This window comes from Ignavibacteriota bacterium, assembly GCA_016708125.1.
In the GTDB taxonomy this organism is placed as follows: domain Bacteria; phylum Bacteroidota; class Ignavibacteria; order Ignavibacteriales; family Melioribacteraceae.
In genome coordinates this window covers 1,083,592-1,104,190 of sequence record JADJGF010000001.1, presented here as the reverse complement: position 1 = coordinate 1,104,190, position 20,599 = coordinate 1,083,592, and the positions used below count along the sequence as shown (strand labels likewise).

19 protein-coding genes are annotated in these 20,599 nt (G+C 29.5%); 6 read left to right on the top strand and 13 right to left on the bottom strand.

Going from position 1 to position 20,599, the window contains the following annotated elements; translation table 11 throughout:
- Positions 1 to 2: 2 nt before the first annotated feature.
- The 9 genes from IPH62_05155 to IPH62_05115 form a co-directional block, all read right to left on the bottom strand.
- Positions 3 to 887 carry a carbohydrate kinase gene (locus tag IPH62_05155; protein MBK7104651.1) on the bottom strand — a complete coding sequence of 295 codons (885 nt, stop codon included), beginning with the start codon at positions 885 to 887 and terminating at the stop codon, positions 3 to 5.
- An 18-nt stretch (positions 888 to 905) separates the two neighbouring features.
- A complete protein-coding gene (locus IPH62_05150) occupies positions 906 to 2,228 on the bottom strand; it encodes a sugar porter family MFS transporter (protein MBK7104650.1) in 1,323 nt (440 codons plus the stop codon).
- A 13-nt stretch (positions 2,229 to 2,241) separates the two neighbouring features.
- Positions 2,242 to 2,355 carry a hypothetical protein gene (locus IPH62_05145; GenBank protein ID MBK7104649.1) on the bottom strand — a complete coding sequence of 38 codons (114 nt, stop codon included), beginning with the start codon at positions 2,353 to 2,355 and terminating at the stop codon, positions 2,242 to 2,244.
- 199 nt (positions 2,356 to 2,554) lie between these two features.
- Entirely contained in the window at positions 2,555 to 3,628 is a 1,074-nt protein-coding gene (locus IPH62_05140) for an OmpA family protein (protein ID MBK7104648.1), read from the bottom strand.
- Between the two features lie 29 nt (positions 3,629 to 3,657).
- Positions 3,658 to 4,590 carry a polysaccharide deacetylase family protein gene (locus IPH62_05135; GenBank protein MBK7104647.1) on the bottom strand — a complete coding sequence of 311 codons (933 nt, stop codon included), beginning with the start codon at positions 4,588 to 4,590 and terminating at the stop codon, positions 3,658 to 3,660.
- Positions 4,591 to 4,616: 26 nt separating this feature from the next.
- On the bottom strand, positions 4,617 to 5,726 hold the full coding sequence (locus IPH62_05130; GenBank protein MBK7104646.1) for an exo-alpha-sialidase: 1,110 nt from the start codon (positions 5,724 to 5,726) through the stop codon (positions 4,617 to 4,619).
- 1 nt (position 5,727) lies between these two features.
- Positions 5,728 to 6,843: a hypothetical protein gene (locus IPH62_05125; GenBank protein MBK7104645.1), complete on the bottom strand. Its 1,116-nt coding sequence runs from the start codon at positions 6,841 to 6,843 to the stop codon at positions 5,728 to 5,730.
- A gap of 219 nt (positions 6,844 to 7,062) precedes the next feature.
- The gene (locus tag IPH62_05120; GenBank protein ID MBK7104644.1) at positions 7,063 to 7,629 is read right to left on the bottom strand and encodes a hypothetical protein; all 567 of its coding nucleotides are present in this window, start codon (positions 7,627 to 7,629) and stop codon (positions 7,063 to 7,065) included.
- Between the two features lie 142 nt (positions 7,630 to 7,771).
- Complete coding sequence (locus IPH62_05115) at positions 7,772 to 8,137, bottom strand: DUF2200 domain-containing protein (GenBank protein MBK7104643.1); 366 nt, start codon at positions 8,135 to 8,137, stop codon at positions 7,772 to 7,774.
- A gap of 135 nt (positions 8,138 to 8,272) precedes the next feature.
- Here IPH62_05115 and IPH62_05110 point away from each other — a divergent pair, with 135 nt between their 5' ends.
- The 4 genes from IPH62_05110 to IPH62_05095 all read left to right on the top strand — a co-directional run bounded on the left by IPH62_05110 (position 8,273) and on the right by IPH62_05095 (position 12,602).
- Complete coding sequence (locus IPH62_05110; GenBank protein MBK7104642.1) at positions 8,273 to 8,806, top strand: histidine phosphatase family protein; 534 nt, start codon at positions 8,273 to 8,275, stop codon at positions 8,804 to 8,806.
- Positions 8,807 to 8,965: 159 nt separating this feature from the next.
- Positions 8,966 to 11,281, top strand: coding sequence for a TonB-dependent receptor (locus tag IPH62_05105; protein ID MBK7104641.1), 2,316 nt, complete (start codon positions 8,966 to 8,968; stop codon positions 11,279 to 11,281).
- Between the two features lie 11 nt (positions 11,282 to 11,292).
- Positions 11,293 to 12,192, top strand: coding sequence for a DUF4249 domain-containing protein (locus IPH62_05100; protein MBK7104640.1), 900 nt, complete (start codon positions 11,293 to 11,295; stop codon positions 12,190 to 12,192).
- A gap of 35 nt (positions 12,193 to 12,227) precedes the next feature.
- Complete coding sequence (locus tag IPH62_05095) at positions 12,228 to 12,602, top strand: GxxExxY protein (GenBank protein ID MBK7104639.1); 375 nt, start codon at positions 12,228 to 12,230, stop codon at positions 12,600 to 12,602.
- 24 nt (positions 12,603 to 12,626) lie between these two features.
- On the opposite strand, the gene IPH62_05090 is transcribed toward IPH62_05095, so the two are convergent.
- Both IPH62_05090 and alaS read right to left on the bottom strand, forming a co-directional pair.
- Positions 12,627 to 14,381 carry a family 43 glycosylhydrolase gene (locus IPH62_05090; GenBank protein ID MBK7104638.1) on the bottom strand — a complete coding sequence of 585 codons (1,755 nt, stop codon included), beginning with the start codon at positions 14,379 to 14,381 and terminating at the stop codon, positions 12,627 to 12,629.
- Between the two features lie 69 nt (positions 14,382 to 14,450).
- Entirely contained in the window at positions 14,451 to 16,997 is a 2,547-nt protein-coding gene (gene alaS, locus IPH62_05085) for an alanine--tRNA ligase (GenBank protein ID MBK7104637.1), read from the bottom strand.
- A 324-nt stretch (positions 16,998 to 17,321) separates the two neighbouring features.
- On the opposite strand from alaS, the gene IPH62_05080 reads away from it, so the two are divergent.
- Entirely contained in the window at positions 17,322 to 17,750 is a 429-nt protein-coding gene (locus IPH62_05080) for an OsmC family protein (GenBank protein MBK7104636.1), read from the top strand.
- 55 nt (positions 17,751 to 17,805) lie between these two features.
- On the opposite strand, the gene IPH62_05075 is transcribed toward IPH62_05080, so the two are convergent.
- Both IPH62_05075 and IPH62_05070 read right to left on the bottom strand, forming a co-directional pair.
- Entirely contained in the window at positions 17,806 to 18,183 is a 378-nt protein-coding gene (locus tag IPH62_05075; GenBank protein ID MBK7104635.1) for a hypothetical protein, read from the bottom strand.
- Between the two features lie 19 nt (positions 18,184 to 18,202).
- Positions 18,203 to 18,598, bottom strand: a complete 396-nt coding sequence (locus IPH62_05070) for a DUF2203 domain-containing protein (GenBank protein ID MBK7104634.1) — start codon at positions 18,596 to 18,598, stop codon at positions 18,203 to 18,205.
- A 124-nt stretch (positions 18,599 to 18,722) separates the two neighbouring features.
- On the opposite strand from IPH62_05070, the gene IPH62_05065 reads away from it, so the two are divergent.
- Positions 18,723 to 20,591: a TlpA family protein disulfide reductase gene (locus IPH62_05065; protein ID MBK7104633.1), complete on the top strand. Its 1,869-nt coding sequence runs from the start codon at positions 18,723 to 18,725 to the stop codon at positions 20,589 to 20,591.
- Positions 20,592 to 20,599 lie beyond the last annotated feature (8 nt).

The window sequence follows — 20,599 nt, the reverse complement described above, 5'->3', positions numbered from 1 at the left end:
TATTAATTATTTATAAGCTTCTCAATCTCACCAAAATCAATTTCCGGATTTGCACCTTTGTGTGATGCAACAATTGCTCCTACTGCACATGCAAATTTTAATGCTTCTTCATAATTTTGAGAAATTAAAATTTTAGATATTAACGCTGCAAGAAAACTATCGCCGGAGCCAATCGTATCTTTAACTTTTACTTCAAATCCATTATGAGAATAAAATTTATTTTCAATAAATAAAATTGCTCCGTCTTTTCCTTTTGTAATGCAGATAGAATTTGTTTTTGTTTTGCGTGAAATGAATTTTATGTTTTTCTCAATTTTAATTTCTGTTGAGCCTAATTCTTTTGCAATAATTAATAATTCATCATCATTCATTTTTATGAAATCTGATTTTTTCATCAATTCAAATATTAACGGAATTGAATAAAATGGTTTTCTCAAATTCACATCAAAAATTCTATACTTAGCATTTTCCAATAATTTTAATAACGAATATTTTGAAACTTCATCTCTGCAAATTAATGAACCGAAAATAAACGCATCTGAATTTTTCACACAATTAATATTTTCTTCTGTTAGTTCAATTTTATCCCAAGCCGAAGGATAAACAATATCATAAGTTGCAATGCCGTTTGAATCCAATTTAACTAAAACTTCACCGGTTTTAATATTCTCATCAATTTGAATTTGAGAAATATCAACATTTTTATTTTTTATTATTTCTAATAATTCCAAACCATTTTCATCATTACCAATTTTAGAAATTATTTTTGTTGGAATTCCTAAAGATTGCAATCGAATTGCAACATTCATTGGCGCGCCGCCGGCAACTTTTTCTTTGGGAAGTACATCCCACAAAACTTCACCAAAGCAAACAATATTTTTTTTCATTATAATTTTCGCAAAAATTTACTTGGATAATTTTGCTGCTAAACTTTCTAAAGTTTGACCTTTTGTTTCCGGCATTTTGAATCTTACCCACAAAAGCTGACCAACCATCATTATTGTGAAAAATACAAATACAGTTGCCGGACCAATTGCATTAAATAAAAATGGAATAAGTGATGGAATTAAAGCTGCTAAAATCCAATGTACAGAAGACCCAAATGCTTGTCCCGCTGCACGCAATTTATTTGGAAATATTTCTGAAATGAAAACCCAAATAACTGCGCCTTGACCAACAGCGTGAGCCGCAATAAATAAAAAGAAGAAAATTGGGACAAGTATTCCTTGCCATTTTAATAAAAATGCTAAAGCAACCAAACTTAGCGAGACTATATATCCGAAAGAACAAATATACATAAGTGTTTTTCTTCCGAATTTATCAATCATTGAAATTCCAATTAATGTAAAAATTAAATTTATGGCGCCAATTCCAATGCTGCTAAGGAACGAAGCTGATTTTTCCAATCCGGCTAATTCAAAAATTCTTGGCGCATAATATAGAAAAGCATTTATTCCGGAAGTTTGATTGAAGAATGCAATAAAGAAAGCCAACATTAACGGAATTCTATATTTCTGCATAAAAATATTTTCGTGAGTTGTCTCTTCGCTTTTTTCCTTTTCGATTGCAAAAATTTCTTCATCTAAATTTGCAGATGGATTAATTTCTTTAAGAATTTCAATCGCTTTATTTTTATCGTTTTTGTATTCCAATAACCAGCGTGGACTTTCTGGAACTCCCAAAACTAATGCTGTGTAAATGAATGCCGGGATTGCCTCCATACCCAGCATCCATCTCCAAGCGGTTTCACCATTATCTTGCAAAAAATAGTTTGAAACGAAAGCCATTAAAATTCCAAATACAATATTAAATTGATAAAGTGCAACAAGGCTTCCGCGTTTGTTTGCCGGAGAAATTTCTGCAATATAAGATGGCGATACTATTGTTGAAATTCCAATTCCAATTCCTCCTATAAATCTAAAAATTGCAAATAGATAAGGATCAGAAACCAACGCAGAACCAATTGCGGAAATGAAAAATAAAATTCCTATAAATATTAGAGTTTTTTTTCTTCCTAATTTATTTGTTGGAATTGAGCCGGTAATTGCGCCAAGTACAGTTCCCCAAAGTGCTGTGGACATTACAACAAGTCCGTGAAATAAATCTGAACTTTGCCATAATGCTTGCAATTGTTTATCGGCACCGGAAATTACAACAGTATCAAACCCAAATAGAAAGCCTCCCAAAGCAACTACAATAGATGTAAAAAAAACTTTTGAACTTTTCATTTTCCGCCCGCTTTTAATTCCAAACTCTATTGATTTTATTGATTTGCAAATTATTAATTTGTTCTGAATTTTCACTATAAATTTTTAGAATCGAATAATCTTCATTCGGAAAAAATAAATTTGTCATAGAATATTTTCCATTATTCAATAAATTTTTTGTTTGAGAATGGTAAATATTTCCTTTACTAAAAGGAAGTCATACATTTTTTGAAATGAAATTTGTTTATTAGTTAACAAAAATTGTGATAAAAGAAATTGCTATTCTAAAAATGATTTTCATAATTAAATTCCGTTTTATAGAACAAGAAATTCACTTAAAATGTTTGTTACAGTTTTATAAATTCTACTCTTCGATTTTTAGCTTTGTTAATGCTTGTATCATTTTGTGCAATCGGCAAACTTTCACCTTTGCCTTCGGTTTCAATTCTCGCTGCATCAATACCAAATAAATTAAGTAATTCATTTTTTACCGATTCGCTTCTGCGTTTTGACAATTCCAAATTTGAATTCTCATCGCCATCAGAATCAGTATGTCCAATAATTTTTACTTTTAATGTTGAATTATCTTTTAGAATATTTGCAATTTCTTTTATCGTTGGAATAGAAATTGGTTTAATTTTATCCGAATTAACATCAAATAAAATTCCGTAAGTTATAAGTTTTCCATCTGTGATTAGTTTACTTCGCATATCCTGCTGACCGGCAGCAATTCTAAAGTTTGAAATAAGCGGTGTTGTTTCATCCGAATATGTTTCAATTCTAAAAATATTGTAAACATATTTTTCTTGCAATCCTCGTGGAATATCTAAAACTTTTTCTTCATTAACATACATTCTTACTCTTTGTTTTTGAATCCAAAATGAAATATGATATTTATCCGAAGAATTAAACATAAAAGACACTGAGCCATTATCGCCTTGCCATTCACGGGCTTCGGACCAATTATTCCAGCCGATTAAATCATAATCCGGACTAATTCTTAAACCGGCATTTCCTGGTTGTGAACCATATCCGGGATTACTTAAATCACCGGAGAGAAAAAAGAAATGAATTCCCGTAGCAGTTTCTTGTACAGAGTTTAACGGAACAAAATCAAACTCAATTGTAAAATTGTCTGTAAAAGATTCTTTGGCTTCCGGAACGTAATAACCGGTTTTTGTAATTTGAAACCATCTGCCTTCAAATTTTTCGGAAGTTACAATTTCACCGCTTCCGTTTGTATTCCATTGAAGTGGAAAATCACCAATATTTTCCGAAGTGAAATCATCGTAAAAAATTACATTTTCTCCGGGAATAAAATCAAATTTACTTGTTAATTTGTTTTGATTTTGTGCAATTAAATTATTTGAAAAAACAATAAAGCATAATAAAATTAGGCAGATGAACGATTTTGTTTTCATTTTATCCTCATTATATGAAAGTAAAAATATTATTCAGCTAACTTTTTAATGTATTCCGGAGTTTGCGGATCATCTTGGAAAAATTCACTTTTTTTGTTTTGTGATAAAGCCCAAATATCTAACCAAGAAATTCCCCAATTTCCGAATTTTGTGATTGGAGTTTTGTATAAATCATCTTTTAAAGTTTCATCTAAACTAATAAAATTGTATTTATTATTTTTTAACATAATTGCGAGAGAGTCAATAAAATCAGAGTTAAGCCAGCTTGCATGCATTAATAAAATGTGATTTATATTTTTCCCAAATAATTTTTGCGATTGATTTTCAAAATAATGAAGTTTTCTTTCCATATAATCTATATAATCTTTCCCGATTTGTTTTGCGAGAATGGTATCATTTTTAACTTTAACTCTTTTGTAAGCTAACGCAAACAAATAATCTTCATTATCAATTGTAACAGGAGCGGTTATATAATTTTTGCTTTCTAAAAAATTGTTTAGTGAATCAAACTTTTCTTTTGAGTTGCCAATATGAAGAAATGGATGACGAAAATACTTTATTGATTTATTTCTTTTACCAAGAATTTGTTTTGTTAGAATTTCACCTTTTAAAATATTTTCTGAAAATTCATCAAGATTAGTTTTGTTAAAATCGGGATGTGAAAATGTATGATTGCCAAGTTCTAAATTATTATCAACCCAATTTTCCAAAAGTGAAATTTGAAATTTATTAATTGAATCATTTTTATATAATTTCATTTCATTAACAAAACCAATTGCGGGAATATTATTTTTCTTCAAAGATTGAATTATTCCATTCATTAAATTTCGTTGAAATGTTGTATCGTTAATTCCGTAAGATACAACGGGCAAATCATCAATTGTAAAACAAATGTTTTTGGTTTGTGCAGTTAAAATTTGTGTTACGATAAAAAAGATCAAATTTATAATAATAGTTTTCATATGTCGGAAAATTAAATTGAGAATAATTATTTAACAATTTCACACTTTTTAAAATTAAGAATTGAATTTATATCAAGTTTTACAAATACATTTTCGGTATAATCATCCTTCTCAAAAAATAATCCAACGTTACCATTTTCTAAAATTGTCATTGAAGAGTAAGCCGAACTTCCGGAATAAATTAATTTTTCTAAAGTCCAAGTTTTTCCTTCATCATAACTTATTGAAATTGACATATTATTTCTTTCATCTTTCGATTTGGCATTTGAAAATAATAAAATATTGTTTTCACCAAATTTATAATTTATCAAACTTGCATTACATCCGGGATCAATTAAAGTACTATCAATATTGGACTTCCAAGTTTTACCTTCATCATTAGAAATATGAATATATCTTTTTCCCAATTTGTTAACGCGACTATTAACCATCCAATTTCCGTTATCCAATTCAACTATTTTTGATTCATCGGCGGGATTTATTGGATTATCAATCACATACCAATTTTTACCGTGATCATCACTTCCGAAAATATAAAGTCCTTTATTAAGATTTACCAAAGTATGAAGAAGTTTTCCGGATGAAACCTGAATTCCATTGCCCGAAGTAATGAATTGAAAATCTTTTTTATTTTCCGGTTTAATAATTTGTGTAGAAATATCTTTTGGGGAACTCCAAGTTTTTCCGTTATCAGTACTTGAAATATATTTTAAATAATAAATATCTTTCTCTGTTTTCAAATTCATAAAATTGAAAAACAAAAATATTTCGCCGGTAATTTTATCAACAATAAAGGATGGATCCGATGCAGATTGACAGAAGGGATAATCCACAATTCTTTCAATTTCTTTCCAAGTAATTCCGTTATCTTCACTTCTTCTAATTACAATATTAATATCATTATTGGATTTTAAGTCATCACAAGATTCTACTCTTTCGTCAATCGCTGCAATTAAAACTCCGTTATTTGTAGTTATAATTGCCGGAATTCTATAGCAAGAAACTTTTGAATTATCCTTGCTGGTAAATAAAGTTTGAAACTCAAAATTACTTGAATCAAAAATTTCATTTTGTGAATAAATATTATTATCACATAAAATTAAAAGTGTAATTAATAATATCTGATATAACTTCATTTTATTTATCACCTTGAATATACGCGGAAAGTGGAAAATTTCCTTGTGCATCGACAAATTTAGCATCCGGAACTTCAATCTTAAATGTATGATTTCCGGCATCTAAATTTCCTAAATCATAAACTCTAATTGGAATAACATCGCCCGGACACCAATTATTCCACGAAGTCCATTCAGCCTCTGTTCTTGGCTGCGAACCATAAATTCCGTTTCCTTGTGTATTATATTGTCTAAACGGTTCACAAGACTTTCCGCCGGGTTTATATGTTGCAATTAAATTTCCATCAAAATAAACATAATGGTTTCTTCTAATGTATTCTTCTCCACCGGCATTGGAACCATGATTTGAAGTTATCAAATATAATTTAGCAGAATTAATAGTTGAAGAAATTTCTAAGTTAAAAGTTTTAGTTGTTTGCCCGATAACATCAGTTTGCGAATAATTATTAAAATCTATTGAGCTGGCAATTGGTATTAGGTATTGATTTTGTTTGTTGTAATCTTCATCAGTAGTTGAAAGTTTTAATGATCCAAAAAATGTAAAATTCATTCCTTGGCAGCCGGGTATTTCATTATTTGCGGCATAAGGTACACCGAAAATATCAAACTCTATCCAGAAATCATATTTGCCGGAAATTTCGGAATCACTTAACAGTTTTGCAATATTGTTTATTTCAAAATTATACGGCACTTTATTTGGAAGTCTGTTTTTATCCATAAAAGGAGTGATAAATCTTGCAATTTCAATTTTGTTTACAATTTTATTTTTATCATAAATTCCATCTTTATTTACAAAACTTAAAAAAACATTTCCAATCCTATCGTAATTATCGCAAGCAGCTTTTACCGTAATTTCCAAATTTAATTTATCGCTTAAAGCCTCAATAAACTTTTGTGAAATTTTAGTAACATATTTTGAATTTGAAATTCTATAAACTCCATCTGGAACCGGATATTCAACAGTTGCCGAATATCCGTCATAGAATAATATTTCATTAAATAATGTTGTTGAGTGCGGATCTTCGTTGTTATCTGATGGATTTTCAACTGAATTGTCTTTACTGCAATTGACAAGAATTATTATAAGAATAAAAATTGCAAGTGTTTTATTTTTCATAGAATTTAAGCTCAATGTAAATTGTAGAATAATTAATTATTTAAAGGTTATGACTAAAATACAACTTTTAATAAAATTAATTTCAGTGAAAGTTATTTTGGGAAGGAAAGAAATTCTGAAAAAATTAATAGTTGAAAAGTATGTTTGTTATACTTAAAGAAACTTCTGAAATATCACAATTCTAATTCTTCAGAAGTCTCATTTACTTAGCAAATATTATTAATTATTTATTTTTAAACTATCAAAAGGAATATCGGGTTGTGTATCCCAAAATGCCGAAACATTAACAATTTTCCATCCGGTATTTTCCTTTTCCATTATTCTTATTTCAAAACTTGTTCTAAAATATTTATTTTCTTTATCGGAATTGTATTGTTTCCAAGTTAGGTAGGCAGTTGAATCGCTGTAAAATTTTATCATTGGTTTATCCCGCTTTACAACGGGATGAATAATATTCTCACCATTTTTATAATATTTTTCTATGCAATCTTTCCCTCTAGAGTTTATTTTATCCCATCCAACAGCAATATCGGAAGTACCATCGCTGTTGTTCCAAGCTTGAACAACATAATTTTTATGACTCCAATAATTTTTCCAACATTCGTAATTTCCTTCAAAAAAACAATTTGTTTCACCTTCAATAACTTTCATTATTGAATCCGTTTCCGCTTTTTCATCGAATGATGATACTAAATTGTTTGAGATATTTTTATCAGATGTTTGTTGACATCCAAAAATTATTATTAGAAAACTTGAGAGGAGTATAAATGATTTTAAATTTTTCATTTTAAGATTCCCTTATTGTTAAATTAAAATAATACATTTAATCTTATTTTAATAGAAAATTATTTTGATATTGTTATAAAATTAATTTTAAGTCAATTTTAAATTTTTTAAGAAGTTAAGTATTACTTACAATTCTTTTAACTTAGGAATTTCGCAAAATCTTTTCCATCTTTTTTCCTTTTGCTAATTCATCCACAAGTTTATCCAAATATCTTGCTTTTTGAGTCAAAGGATTCTCAATTTCTTCCACTCGATAACCGCAAATTATTCCGGTAATAAGATGAGCATTGGAATTTAATTTGGCATTTTGAAAAAATTTTTCGAATGAAACTTTTTCTTTTATAATAGATTGTAGTTTCTTTTTATCATAACCGGTAAGCCATTCAATTACTTTGTGCAGTTCTTCTTTAGTTCTGCCTTTTTTCTCTATTTTTGTTACATAATGCGGATAAACCGAAGCGAATGACATTTTTGCAATTCGCTCATCATGATTGTTTATGTTGTTCATTTTTGTAATCAATCTGTTTTGTTAGGAAAAATTGTTTTAAATGATTGTAATTATTTGATGTCAACTATTTATTTTCCACAATAATACAAAATATAAACTATTTTTTGTGCGTATATTTTTAACCATTGCTGAAATATGAAACTTGGTCTTGTACGACATTTCAAAGTAATTACAAATGAGAAAACTTTTCTTTCTTCTCAAGAATTTGCTGAAGCAATGAGAAAATATGATTTGGCTCCGGTACATAAAAATGGACTGAGAATAAATTCAAATGATTGGCAAATTTGTTATTGCAGTACATTGCCAAGAGCAATTACAACAGCCGAGGAAATTTTTTCCGGAAAAATTGTAAAAACTGATTTAATAAAAGAAGTTCCTATTTCTCCATTTACAAAAATGAATATTAAATTACCAAGTTTTATTTGGCATATTGGAGCAAGAATTGCTTGGTACAAATCTCACAAATCCCAAATTGAAGATATCAATCAAACAAAAAAAAGAATTAACGAATTTTATAATTTGATAAAAAGTTCCGGTTACGAAAATATTCAAATCGTTTCGCATGGATATTTTCTGAAAATGTTTTCTGATGAAATGATGAAAAATGGTTTTAAGGGAAATGTGAAATTGAATATCAAAAATGCGCAACTATATTTGTTGGAAGATTAATTTTTCATTCGTGAATTAGTGGCTAAAAGATTTGCCACGAATGCACTAATAAAAAATAAATTCCAGTCACTTATTTTAATATTGAATTTGAAAATTTTAATTTAATATTTTTAACACTAAACAAACTTTTATTGAGCAAATTTGATTTCTAAATCAAAAATATTTTTGGCAATTATATTTATACTAAATTCCTTTGTGTTTGCTCAAAACATTACAATCAGCGGTTTTGTTGAAGATTCAAAATCCGGCGAAAGATTAATTGGCGCAAATGTTTATGAGAAAAATTTACAAATTGGAGCCGCAACAAATAATTATGGATTCTTCAGTTTGGTTCTGCCGCAAAATCAAAACTACAATATTATTGTTTCATACATTGGTTATGAAAATTCTCAGCTAAATTTATCCACAAAAAAAGACACACTTTTACAAATTGAGCTTTTGCCAAAATCTATTGAGACAGAAGAAATATTAGTTGAGTCTGAAGCGATTGATGAAATTACAAAAAATACTCAAATGAGTAATTTTAATATTCCGATTAAACAAATAGTTTCAATTCCCGCATTGCTCGGCGAAACAGATGTTCTAAAAGCATTACAGTTATTGCCCGGCGTACAATCCGGTAACGAAGGAAGCAGTGGATTGTATGTGAGAGGCGGAAGTCCCGAGCAAAATTTAATTTTATTAGATGGAACCACAGTTTACAACGCAAGTCATTTATTCGGATTTTTTTCTGTATTTAATTCCGATGCGGTAAAAAATGTAAATTTATTAAAGGGAGGATTTCCGGCAAGATTTGGCGGGCGACTTTCATCAATTTTAGAAATTAATATGAAAGAAGGTAACAATAAAGAATTTGAAGGAAGCGCTACAATCGGATTGATTTCATCAAAAGTAACTTACGAAGGACCGATTTACAAAGATAAAACTTCTTTTATTTTTTCTGCACGCAGAACTTATATAGACGTTTTAGCCCAGCCGTTTATGGATGATAACGAATACGGCGGATATTATTTTTATGATTTGAATGCAAAATTAAACCATATATTTTCTTTAAATGATAGACTCTTTTTTAGTCTCTATTTAGGTGATGATGAATTTTATGCAGTTTCCAAAAGTGATTTTGATTACTCAAATTCATCAAACGATTTTAGTTTGGGTTGGGGAAATATTACATCCGTAATTAGGTGGAATCATATTTTCTCAAATAATTTATTCAGCAATGTTACGGCAAATTTCAGCAGATTTAGATTTTATACGGATGTTGAAAGTTCTTCAGAATATAATAATGAAAAAGAAATTTATCGTGCTGAATATTTATCGGGAATTACAGATTTTGGTTTTGCAATTGATTTTGATTGGATTCCAAACCAGAGTAACAATATAAAATTTGGTGCAAATTTATTTCATCATAAATTTAATCCGGGAGTTTTTCAATACAGTATTTCGCAAAATATTGATACTTCAATTTCTGCTTCATCACTTCACAACGCAATAGAATTAAGGGGATATTTTGAAGACGATTTGGAAATTAATTCCAATCTTAAAATTAATGCGGGAATTCACACTTCACTATTCGCAGTAAATAATAAAAATTATTTTTCTTTCGAGCCGAGAATTTCGCTCAGATATTTAATTGAAGATTGGTCGATTAAAACTTCTTACACATTTATGAATCAGTACGTTCATCTTCTAGCAAATAGCGGAATTGGTTTGCCGACTGATTTGTGGGTTCCGACAACTGATATTGTTAAACCGGAAAAAGCGCATCAAGCAGCATTAGGAATTTCCAGAAATATTTTTGATAATGAATTTGAATTTACCGTTGAAACATATTATAAGAAAATGAACAATTTACTTGAGTACAAAGAAGGCGCAGAATTTTTTGGACTAAATTCAGATTGGCAAAGCAAAATTACTTTTGGTGAAGGTACAACTTACGGCATTGAATTATTTCTTCAAAAGAAAAAGGGAAATACAACCGGCTGGATTGGTTACACGCTGGCTTGGTCAAAAAGAGAATTTGATGAATTAAATAACGGAAAAGAGTATCCTTATAAATACGATAGGCGACATGATATTTCTTTGGTTCTTAATCATAAAATATCCGAAAGTTTTGATGCCTCTTTAACTTGGGTTTACGGAACCGGAAACGCAATCTCGCTTCCGCTTGTTCAGTATTACGGCAACTCAAGTTTGTTCGATCAATATTACAATTATAATTATCAGCAGTTAGAATATTTTGGAGAAAAAAATAGTTACAGAATGCCGGCTTATCATCGTTTGGATTTGGCTTGCAGATTTATGTGGGGAGAAGAAAACAGTAGTGTATTTACGATTGCGGTTTATAATGCATATTCACAAAAAAATCCATTCTTTTATTATTTTGAAAATGATTACATGAATAATAAAAAAGTTCTAAAACAAATTACGCTATTTCCAATTATTCCGTCTATCAGTTATAGTTTTAAATTTTAAGACAATATAAAATGAAAAATTTTCTAAAAATATTTTCTATAATTTTTATATCAATCAGCTGCGAATCTGTTGTAGATGTTGAATTACCAAAACAAAATCCATTAATTGTTGTTAATAGCTTTTTTGCTCCAGATAGTGTTTTTAAAGTTCATGTTTCTAAAAGTTTGGGAATTTTAGAAAGTTTTTCTGTGCTAAATGAATATGGATATAATGAAGATAAAATTCCAATTTTAGAAAATGCTAAAGTTGAAATTTGGAACGGAGATAATTTTGTCACAAATCTAAATTACTCCGGAAAGGGCTTCTACATTGCTCAAAACACATTTCCTCAAATAAATAATAATTATAAAATTGTTGTAAGTGCTGATGGATTTAAATCAGTTTTTGCAGAAGATAAAATTCCAAATAGTATTTTAATAAAAAATGTTTTATTGGAATCAAATTCCATGGATGAATATCTTTCTCAGTATGAAATTACAATTACTTTTGAAGATGATGGAAGCATTAAAAATTATTATCAATTATCATTATATGCAATTGAAAATTTTTCCGGAGAAATTTATAGAACAAATTTATTCTTTGAAAGCAACGATATTCTAATTGGCGAAAGTGATATTTTTGATGAAAATGAAAAAACATTTTATGGTTACGCAGCATATTTTGATGATGCAATAATTTCCGGAAAAGTATATAAATTAAAAATATCAACTTACGAAATTAGTTATTACTCAGAAGTTTATGTTGTGCTTTCTTCGCTAAGTGAAAATTTATATAGATATCTTGTTTCGGTAAAAGAACAAGATGAAGCGGATGATAATCCTTTTGCTGAGCCGGTTTCAATTCACAACAATGTTCAAAATGGATTGGGAATTTTTGGAGGGTATAGTACTTCGATATATCGAATAAAGTAAGAAAAAATTATAGCCACGAATGCACTAATAAAAAAATGAACGAATTAATATACAAAGATGAAAGTTATGCAATAATCGGAAAGTGTTTTGAAGTTCATAATAATTTGGGTCCTGGATTTTTGGAAATTGTATATAAGGATGCATTAGAATATGAATTTCGAAAATCAAATATTCCATTCGAAAGGGAAAAGGAATATTTAATTCATTACAAAAACATAATTCTTCCGCATAAGTTTTTTGCAGATTTTGTGTTATTTGATAAAATAATTCTTGAGATTAAATCAACTAATGGAATTGCCGAAGAATATATTGCACAAGCAATTAATTATTTAAAAGTATCAAATAATAAATTGGCTTTAATTGTAAACTTTGGTGAACTTAAATTGAATTATAAAAGAATTGTTTTATAATTCGTGCATTCGTGGCAAAAGTTTTTATTCACAAGATATAGCTATACTCTTCTCTGATACTCCATTTTCGTTAAATGCTTCTATTGCAAAAAAGTAATCAACACCTTTATTCAAAGCACGCAATTCTAATTTTGTTCCTTGATCATGAAAAATTTGGTAAGTCTGATAAAGTTTATCCTTTGCAATTCCCCATAAAATATTGTATCCAATTGCACTATCAATTTTATCCCAAGTAATTGTAGCATTGCGCTCATCTTCATGTCTTTTTACAAAAAGATTTTTTGGAGTTTCCGGCTTTACGTCATTACTATTTCCAAAAATACGAATTGCATTTATTGCCAAATTTGCAGTTGGCACATAAATATTTTCAAATTTTATATAACGAGCGTCAATAGGATTTTCTAATTCGAAATATCCATTTGGTCTATCTTGCTTTTCGTTCGATAAATCAACAACACATTCCCAATTAACATTATCTTTTGATGTATAAAATTTAAATTGAGTGTAAACCGTTGAATCATTAAAGTAAATATTTGATTTGTAATCAGTCAAATTTATTTGAATAGCTTTAACATAACTGATTTTTTGCAAATCAATAATTGCCCACTCGCCGGATTTATTTGTATTTGCAACCCAATAACTTCTCGGATTTTCATCCGTAATTTTTGCACAAGAAAAAGTATCACGAACAGACGAAGCGGTAACCGGTTTTTTATAACTCAACAACATCCATCCGGTAAAAAGTTCATCTTTATTTATGATTTTTTGGGTGGGTAAATATTGTGGAAAATCTCCAAATCGTGTATTTGAAAAAAACTGATCATCTTTATCAAAAAATGCCGGGAACATTGCAATTCGTCTTTCAAAATTCCAATTAACCGCAATCCACGGAGTACCGGTATTCCAATAATTTCCATGCAAATCTTGAAAAGTATTTCCATGACCCGCACCTTGAACATACCCGCCGGGCTTGTATGAAATTGGATTGTACGGTGCATAAGTAAAAGGTCCAAGCGGATCATTCCCGATATAAGTTCCGTTTGCATAAACATTGTACTCGGTACCCGGAGCTGCATATTGCAAATAATATTTACCGTTATGCTTTGTCATCCAAGCGCCTTCAATAAACGGATCAATTTCATCGCTGTGATTTAAACCAAATCTTTCCCAGCCATGTTCTTCCGGGTGTAGATAAATAAATTTATGTGCAATCGTATCTTTGTAAGCTAATTGTCGGCCATGATCTAACTCGCAGCCATAAATTGGATACATATTTGATGAACCCCAATACATAAAATAACGATTCAAATCTTCATCATAAAAAAGTGCCGGATCCCAAGAGCCAATTTCCTTTCTACGCCAAGGCATATAACGATTATAAAATTTTAACTTTCCGGTTTCGGGTTGGGTTGTGTACAAAATTGGTCGTCTTTCAAAAGTCGATTGATAAATTAACATTGTGTCTTTTACAACAAGTACAGCCGGAGCGCAATTATCTTCCATGGGCCACATGCTTGGTGTAACAAATTCCCAAACGCTCATATCTGTAGATTTCCACCAGCCGTTTGAAATTGTTGCAAATAAATAATATGAATCTTTGAATGTAACAATTACGGGATCGGCAGCAGAACGATATGAAATTTTCTCATCAATTTGCTCAAAGTTGTAACGGTAACCAATATCCATAGGGTTGCAATACGTTTTTTGAGATTTATGCTGTGCAGAAATTATTGAGAAGAAAAGAAGAAAAACTATTAAAACGTTATTTATAGTTTTCATACAATTTTTTATTAGTGCATTCGTGGCTAAATAAATTGCCACTAATTCACGGATTGATAAATTGATTATTTAAATAAACTCTTCAACTTTACTTAATGCTTCATCAATTTTGGAAATATCTTTTCCGCCGGCAGTAGCAAGATGCGGTCTTCCACCTCCGCCGCCTCCGACAATCTTTGCAATTTCTCCAACAATTTTTCCGGCAGATAATTTTTTTGTACTAATCAAATCATCTGTAACAACACAGACAATTCCAACCTTTCCTTCAATTTCCGAAATTAAAACTCCAACTCCATTTCTAATTTTTGCACGAAGTTCATCTCCCATGGATTTTAATTCATCCATATTGTTTACATCAACTTTTCCTTTAAAAATATTAATTCCGTTTTTCTCAAAAGGATTATTCACAATAGAATCAATTCCGCCGAGTTTTTCTTTAAGTTTTATATCAGCCAATTCTTTTTCTATTTTTTTCTTTTCTTCATTTAGTTGTGCAATTTTTTCATCGGCATTTCTTAATTCTAAAATTTGATTTTGAATATATTTTTCAACACCCAAACCGGTAACGGCTTCAATTCTCCTTACTCCGCTTGCAATTGATGATTCGCTTATAATTTTAAACAAACCAATTTGTGAACTATTTTTTACATGAGTTCCTCCGCAAAATTCCAAAGAAAAATCGCTGAATTGAACAACATTCACTTTATCTCCATATTTATCGCCGAAGAACATTAAAGCTCCCATTTTCTTAGCTTCATCAAACGGAATATTTCTGTGATGTTGAAGTTCAATATTTTCATGTAATTTAAAATTTACCAAAGATTCAATTTCTTGCAATTCTTGTTGAGTAACTTTTTGAAAATGTGCAAAATCAAAACGTAATCTATCTGGACCAACATACGATCCAGCTTGCTTTACATGAGTTCCGAGAATTTGTCTTAATGCTGCGTGAAGGAAATGTGTAGCACTGTGGTTTCGCATAATTTCCCATCTGCGATTTTTATCAACTTTTGCGAAAACTTCTTGAACTGAATTTTTATCTAAACTTCCTTCAAATTCATGAGCAAAAATATTATTGGATTTTATAGTGTTAAGAATTTTAATTTCTTGATTTTGAAATTCCAAAATTCCCGTATCACTAACTTGTCCCCCGGATTCTGCGTAAAATGGAGTTTTGTCTAAAATTAAAAAATCATCGGAAATTTCTATTATGTTGGATTTTGTTTCAAGTGTTTCGTAGCCAATAAAATCAGATGGTTTAAGATTTTCGAAATCTGATAATTTTTCAACGATATTTACATTTCCCAATTTATCTTTTGTCGATTTTCTTGCGCGGACTTTTTGTTCATTCATCAAAACATTAAATTTATCTTCATCAATTCTCAAACCTTTTTCTTGAGCCATAACATTTGTTAAATCAATTGGAAAACCAAAAGTATCATAAAGTTTAAAAACATCTTCACCGGGAATTATTTTTTCATTTTTCGAAATTACATTTTGGGAAATTTCTTCGAACAAAGAAATTCCTCTATCTAAAGTTGCATTAAAACTTTCTTCTTCGGCTTTTATAATTTTTTCAATATTTGCTTGATTTGATTTTATTTCCGGGAAAACATTGCTCATTGTTTTTACCAAAACATCAACCAACTTATACATGAATGGTTCATTTAAATTTAATTTTCTTCCGTAACGAGCAGCTCTACGCAAAATTCTGCGTAGTACGTAACTTCTTCCATCATTACCGGGAACTGCGCCATCGCCAATAGCGAAAGTAAGTGTACGAATATGATCAGCAATTACACGCATTGGAATTTGATGTTCTTGAGTATCATAAGGAATTTTAGAAATTTTTGAAATTTCTTGAATTAACGGTTGAAAAACATCCGTATCATAATTGGAATTTTTATTTTGCAAAACTGCACAAACTCGCTCAAAGCCCATTCCGGTATCAACATGTTTTGCAGGAAGATCATGCAACGTGCCGTTTTCATCGCGATTATTTTGTATAAAAACTAAATTCCAAATCTCCAAACATTCCGGAACTCCGGCATTTACATATTTTGGGTTTTCATAATCATCTGTTAGATTTATATGAATTTCAGAACACGGACCGCACGGACCGGTTTCTCCCATTTCCCAAAAATTATCTTTTGCACCAAACTTCAAAACATGATTCGGGTTAATATCTGTCTTTGTTTTCCACAAATTTAAAGCTTCATCATCTGTTTCAAAAACAGTTGTCCACAACCTTTCTTTTGGAAGTTTCCAAACTTCTGTTAATAATTCCCAAGCCCAAGTAATAGCTTCTTCTTTATAATAATCGCCAAAACTCCAATTTCCCAACATTTCAAAAAATGTGTGATGATAAGTATCGTGTCCGACTTCTTCCAAATCATTATGCTTTCCGCTAACTCGAATACATTTTTGTGTATCAGCTGCGCGTTTATAATCGCGATTTCCCTTTCCCAAAAAAACATCTTTAAACTGATTCATTCCCGCGTTTGTAAAAAGTAAAGTCGGATCATCATAAGGAACAACCGGCGCACTTGGTACGATTGTATGTTGTTTGGATTTGAAAAATTCTAAAAATTGATTTCTAATTTGTTGCGATGTCATAAATTTTCTAATTATTGTTATAAATTGAGCGATAAATATAATAAATAAAGTTGAAACGTTGCGACGTTGAAAAGTGAAAACGTTTAGAAGTAAAGACACAAAACATTAATAAAAAATTTCAAGATTGTTATTTGGAAAAGAATATTTTTCTTTGAGTAAGAAACATAAAAGCATATATGATTGCTGTGAATTAAAATAGAAAACATTTGGGAATTTGTTTTTTTTGCTTTTACGTCTCAACATTTAAACGTTTTAACATTTTTATTCAGAAACTACTTTCATATTTTTTCATCATACTATGCAAAATTTTAAACTGGAGAAAAAATGGCTCAACATAAAGCAGTGGTTAAACAATTACAAGGAATTACGTTAGTTGGAAAAACCGATTCAAATCATTGGATTACGATGGATGGTCCGGAAAATTTTGGCGGAAGTAATGGAGCAATTAGACCAAAAGAACTTTTATTACTTGGTTTAGCCGGCTGTACCGCATCAGATGTGATTACAATTTTAGAGAAAAAAAGAGTAAAATTAGATGATTTTGAAATCCAAATTTCTGCCGAAACTGCGGAAACTCATCCAAAAGTTTTTACAAAAATTCACCTTGAGTTTGTAATTATTGGCAAAAATATAAAAGATGCTGATGTTGAACGAGCAATAGAACTTTCTCAAAAAACATATTGCAGTGTTACCGCAATGTTAGAAAAATCAGTTGAAATTACACACTCATTTACAATTAAAGAAGAAAAATAAATTTGATGAAATTCTCTTCTTAATTGAAGAGAATTTTCTACATTTTAAATGTTATTCAATCATTCATTCGATTTTTAAAGATTGATATTTTTTTCATCTTTAAATAACCTACAATAAATTGAATTAAACCGGCAAAAAGATATGTAAATGGAAGTGCTTTTTTTCCAATTTTAAAATAATCCCAAGCAATTAAGATTGAAACCAAACCTTCTAAAAAAATAAATGTGTTATTTATCCATGGAAATTTTTTAGAAATTTTATCATTAAAAATTGCAACTTGAATAAAAATTAAACCGGCAAGTGCAAAAAATATGTAATTTGGATTTTGCGATTCATATTTGTCAAACGCCGATAAAAGAACTATTATGCCAGAAATAATATGTGAGAATTTTTCAATTTTGGATTTATTTTTTTTGAGTTTATGAAGAGACATTTTTTTTGATATTTAAAATCTAAATTGAAGTTTCTTCAAAATAATATTCCGGAATTAATTTTCTTCCTTTAAAACCTTCATTAATTCCGTGATAATAAATAATTTTTTCTTCATCACTTTTCCAGCATAAATAAACTTCTTCGTTATTTATTATTGATGGAAAATCTACTAATCCAACATTAAAATTCCAATCTTTATAAAAACAGCCAATTTCTTCTAATTCGTTAATAAAACCACGAGTTTTTCTAATTAAATTTTGGGCTTCTCTGTTTTCATCTATTTCTCCATTAACAGAATCAGAAATAGTTTTCAGTTCAAAACTGTAATCTAAAATATCCCTAACAATTTTTTTTACAAGCGGAAGAGTTTTATTTGCTTCTTCCGGAGTAAAGTATTTTATTTCTTGATCAATCATAGCAATTTCCTTTTGGCAAAAAATACTTAGAAAACTTTCACTTAAGCAAGGTAATAAAATTGAAGGGAAAATGGTATTTTTGTAATAATAAAATATTATTGAAAAATTTTAACTTCGAGGATTTATGAAAAAATATTTGATGGTTACTTTGCTAATAATTGTTATCGCCTCATGTTCGGATGATAAAAAACAAAAGTTTTCTTTTGTTCCGGAATTGCCAAAAGTTAGTGAAGAAATTAAAATTCAATTCGTACCGGAAAAAGATAGTTTAAAGAATGCATCAGAGTTAAATATGATTGTTTATTCTTTTGGCGATGAATTATTGAACACAAGTAAAATTGCAATGGAAAAAAAAGATGATGTTTGGATTGGAAAATTTAAAACTGAAAATGAAATATTTGGTTTGATTATAAAATTTGTTGGGGATGAATTTATTGATGATAATAATCAGCTTGGATTTGTAGTTCCACTTTTTGATGATGATGAAAATGAATTGCCCGGATACAAAGCCGGTTTAGCCAATATTTATCAGCGTTGGGCTGCCACAATTGGATTAAAAAAAGATAATGAATTGGCAAACAAATTATTTAAGGAAGATTTCGCAAAACATCCGGAAGTAAAAGGTTTATTTTTAAATGGTTACGTTAGTTCATTTCCTAAAAATAGAATTGATAGCGCAGCAGCTTCAGAAATTGAAAAGTTAGAAGAGAAAAATAATTTCACTCAAAAAGAATTTGAGTTTTTAGCTAATTGGACGCGAAACATCGGCGATCACGTTAAATCTGTAAAGTATGTTGAAATGATCGAAAAGAAATTCCCCGAATCGAATTTAATAAAGACAAGATTCTTGGGAAAATTTAGAAACATGCTTACCGTTGAAAAAAAATTAGAAGTTTTTAATGAATATCTAAAATTTGATAAAAACAGTGAAGTAACGAGCTACATGTTTTCGGGCATTGTAAATCAGCAAGTAAAGGAAAATGATTTTAAATCAGCTGAAAAATTATTGAATGAATATTTGTATTTGGCAAATTCAAATCTTTATAATGGAATTGCATGGAGAATGTTTGAAACGAAAAAAAATCTTCCAAGTGCTTTGCAGTATGGTGAAAAGGGAATTGAAATTGCCAGAAAAGAAGTTAAAAATCCAACCGGAATTAAACCGGTTTATATTGATGACGAACAATGGATAAATTCTAAAAAGAATTCGTTAGGATTTATTCTTGATACTTACGGAAATATTCAAAATGAATTAGGCAAAACCGAAGCTGCATTAAAATCTTTTGAAGAAGCCGCAACATTAACAAACGGCGATTATCCCGAATTGAATGAAAGTTATGTTTCGTTACTTTATAATTTAAAACAATTTGAAAAAGCAAAAAATAAATCGGAAGAATTTATTTCTAAAGGAAAAAGCACGAATAAGATTCAAGAAATTTTTAATAATTCATTTATAAAATTAGGCGGAAGTAAAGACAATTTGGATAAACATCTTGGTAAAATTGGTGAAAGTGTAAATCAGAAAATGATAGAAAAATTAAAGAATTCTATTTTGAATAAACCGGCACCGCAATTTAAATTAAAAGATCTTAAGGGAAATTCTGTGAGTCTTTCTGATTTTAAAGGAAGAATTGTAATTGTTGATTTTTGGGCAACTTGGTGCGGACCTTGTCTGCAGTCGTTTCCAATAATGCAGAAAGCTGTTGATAAATTTGAAAAAAGTAAAAATGTAAAATTTTTATTCGTAAATACTTGGGAAAGAGTTGAAGATAAATTGAAAAATGCTTCGGATTTTATTGAAAAAAATAAATATCTATTTCACGTTTTGCTTGATGATCAAAATGAAGTGATAGATAATTATGGAGTTGAAGGAATTCCAACAAAATTTATTATTGATAAAAATGGAAATATAAGATTCAAAAGTGTTGGATTGGAAGGAACGGAAAAAGAAATTTTGGCAGAACTTGATCAAATGATTACGATGATTGAATAATTTTTACG